The sequence below is a fragment of the Steroidobacter sp. genome (genome assembly GCF_016790065.1).
Lineage (GTDB): Bacteria > Pseudomonadota > Gammaproteobacteria > Steroidobacterales > Steroidobacteraceae > Steroidobacter.
This window is the reverse complement of record NZ_JAEUPY010000576.1, coordinates 1-2,526: the sequence shown is the minus strand read 5'-3', so window position 1 is coordinate 2,526 and position 2,526 is coordinate 1. Positions and strand designations below refer to the sequence as shown.

The 2,526-nt window shown below is 61.9% G+C and carries 2 protein-coding genes and 1 pseudogene; all 3 read left to right on the top strand.

Annotated features, from left to right (window positions below):
- Window positions 1-591: TonB-dependent receptor domain-containing protein (locus JNL55_RS23945; protein WP_293860093.1), on the top strand; the 591-nt coding region annotated here is incomplete at its 5' end.
- A 73-nt stretch (window positions 592-664) separates the two neighbouring features.
- A complete protein-coding gene (locus tag JNL55_RS23940; protein ID WP_293860090.1) occupies window positions 665-2,059 on the top strand; it encodes an amidohydrolase family protein in 1,395 nt (464 codons plus the stop codon).
- A pseudogene (locus JNL55_RS23935) lies at window positions 2,056-2,526 on the top strand (amidohydrolase); the annotation flags it as partial. The gene JNL55_RS23940 and the pseudogene JNL55_RS23935, both read left to right, overlap by 4 nt.

The window sequence follows — 2,526 nt, the reverse complement described above, 5'->3', positions numbered from 1 at the left end:
CCCTACCAGTCCAAGCAGTATGAGGTGGGGGCGAAATACGACGGCGGCACGTTCGGCGCCACCTTCGCCGTGTTTCGTCTCGCCAAGCCCAATCTCTCGTTACAAGGCAACGTGGTTCGCGACTCTGGCGAGACGCGCACCCAGGGCGTCGAGTTGAGTTGCTACGGAGAACTGCTGCAGGGCTTGAAAGTGCTGGGCGGTCTCACCTTCCTGGAAGCCACCAACGAGAAGACGTTGGATAACGTCAACAACGGCAATGACGTGATTGGCGTGCCGGACACTCAAGTCAATCTGTCGGTCGAATGGGATGTGCCCGGCACCAATGGCTTGAGCGTCGATGCGCGCGGTGTGTACACCAGCTCTCAAGCAGCCAACGATGCGAACACGCTGAACATTCCGTCGTGGACGCGGCTCGATGCCGGCGCGCGCTATGCAATGTCCGTATCAGGCAAGACAGTGACCTTGCGCGCTCGCGTCGACAATGTCACCGACAAAGACTATTGGGCTTCGGTGGGCGGTTCGTTCAACGCTAACTATATGGTGCTCGGCGGGCCGCGCACCTACACATTGTCCGCCTCGCTGGACTTCTAACGACGCAACGTTCGTAACAGCACGCCGCGCATCGCCGCGGCGTGCCACATCTCGCGGTTAGTGAGGACGATCAGTGAATAGAACGTTCATTAGTTGCGGCGTTGGCATCATCGTGCTCGCTGTCTTCGCCATGTCGAGTGCGACGGCTGCGCGGCGGGCGCCTGAGTTTGCGCACGATCCCTATCCCAGCACCTACCAACCCCGGCCGCGCACCGACACGCTCATCGTCGACGTCACCATTCTCGATGGCGCGGGCAAGCGTATCGACAGCGGTGAGGTGCTGATGCGCGATGGCCGGATCGTTGCGGTGGGGCATGGACTGGATCGCAGCGCTGCCACCGTCATCGACGGCAAGGGCCGCTGGCTGACTCCCGGCGTGATCGACGTTCACAGTCACAACGGCACGTTTCCGATGCCGCTCACGTCGCTCGAACTGACAGCGTCGGATGTGGCGGAGAGCAGCGACCCGAACGTCGCCGACACCTGGATCGAGCATGCGGTGAACGCGCAGGATCCGGCGTTTTCAGCGGCGCTGCGCGCCGGCGTCACGACCTTACAAATCCTCCCGGGCTCCACACCACTCTTCGCCGGCCGTTCGGTGGTGGTCAAGCCAGTGCCGGCGGTCGATGTGCCGTCGATGAAGTTTCCAGGCGCGCCGCAGGGACTGAAGATGAGCTGCGGCGAGAACGCCAAGAGTTTTTTCGGTGAAAAGAACAAGCTGCCCAACAGTCGACAGGGCGAGATTGCATTCATACGCGAAGCGCTGGTACGCGCGCAGGACTATCGCGACGAATGGCGGGCTTACAGCAAAGGCTCGAGCAAGAAGCCACCGCCGCGCGACTTGAAACTCGACACGCTGGCAGCGGTGCTCGATGGCGACATTCCCGTGCACATGCATTGCTATCGCGCCAGCGACATGGTCGCGATGCTGGGCGTCGCGGCGGAGTTTGGATTCCACATCACGACCTTTCAACACGCGACCGATGCCTACAAGATCGTGCCGCAACTGAAACAGGCGGGGACCTGTGTCGCGGTGTGGTCCGATTGGTGGGGATTCAAGATGGAACTGCTCGATGCCATTCGCGAGAACGCGGCGATGGTGGATGCGGCGGGCGGCTGCGTGATGATGCATTCGGATTCACCCATCGTCGGTCAGCGGTTGACGATCGAAGCCGCCAAGGCCGCGGCTGCCGGACGCCGTATCGGTCTCGAACCGCCGCCCGAACATCTGATTCGCTGGGTCACCAGCACACCTGCCAAGGCGCTGGGACTCGCTACGCGTGTCGGCACCGTGGCCAGCGGCTTCAACGCCGACGTGGTGCTTTGGTCGGGAAATCCGTTCTCCATCTACAGCAAGGCCGATCTGGTGTTCATCGACGGCGCGTTGCTCTACGACCGCGCCGCTGCTGAGAACTATCCACGCTCGGATTTCGAACTGGGCCGATCTGAAATCGGGAGTGCGCCATGAAGATCTCGAGCCTCTGCTTGGCGCTGCTCGTGACTGCCGCCGTTGCCAATGCGTCCGATACGAGCATCGCCGTCGTGCATGCGAAAGCTTGGACGCTGACGGAAGATCGACCGATCGAGGATGCAACCATCGTGATCGCTAACGGCTCGATCGTGTCGGTGACATCTGCGGGCGAGCCGCCTGCAGACGCACGCGTAATCGACGCGCAGGGCAGAGTCGTTACACCAGGCATCATCAACGCCGCCACACAGCTGGGGCTGATTGAAGTAAATGCCGCGAGCGACACCATCGATCACAGCGCCAAGCCGGGTGGTCCGGGGGCGGCGTTCGATATTCAATATGCGATCAACTCGAATTCGGGGTTGATTCGGTTGGCGCGCGCGGACGGCTTGGCCCGCGCGATTACCTATCCTGGCAGCGGTGGCGTTGCCCCGTTCGGTGGAGTGGGGGCACTACTGCATCTCGTG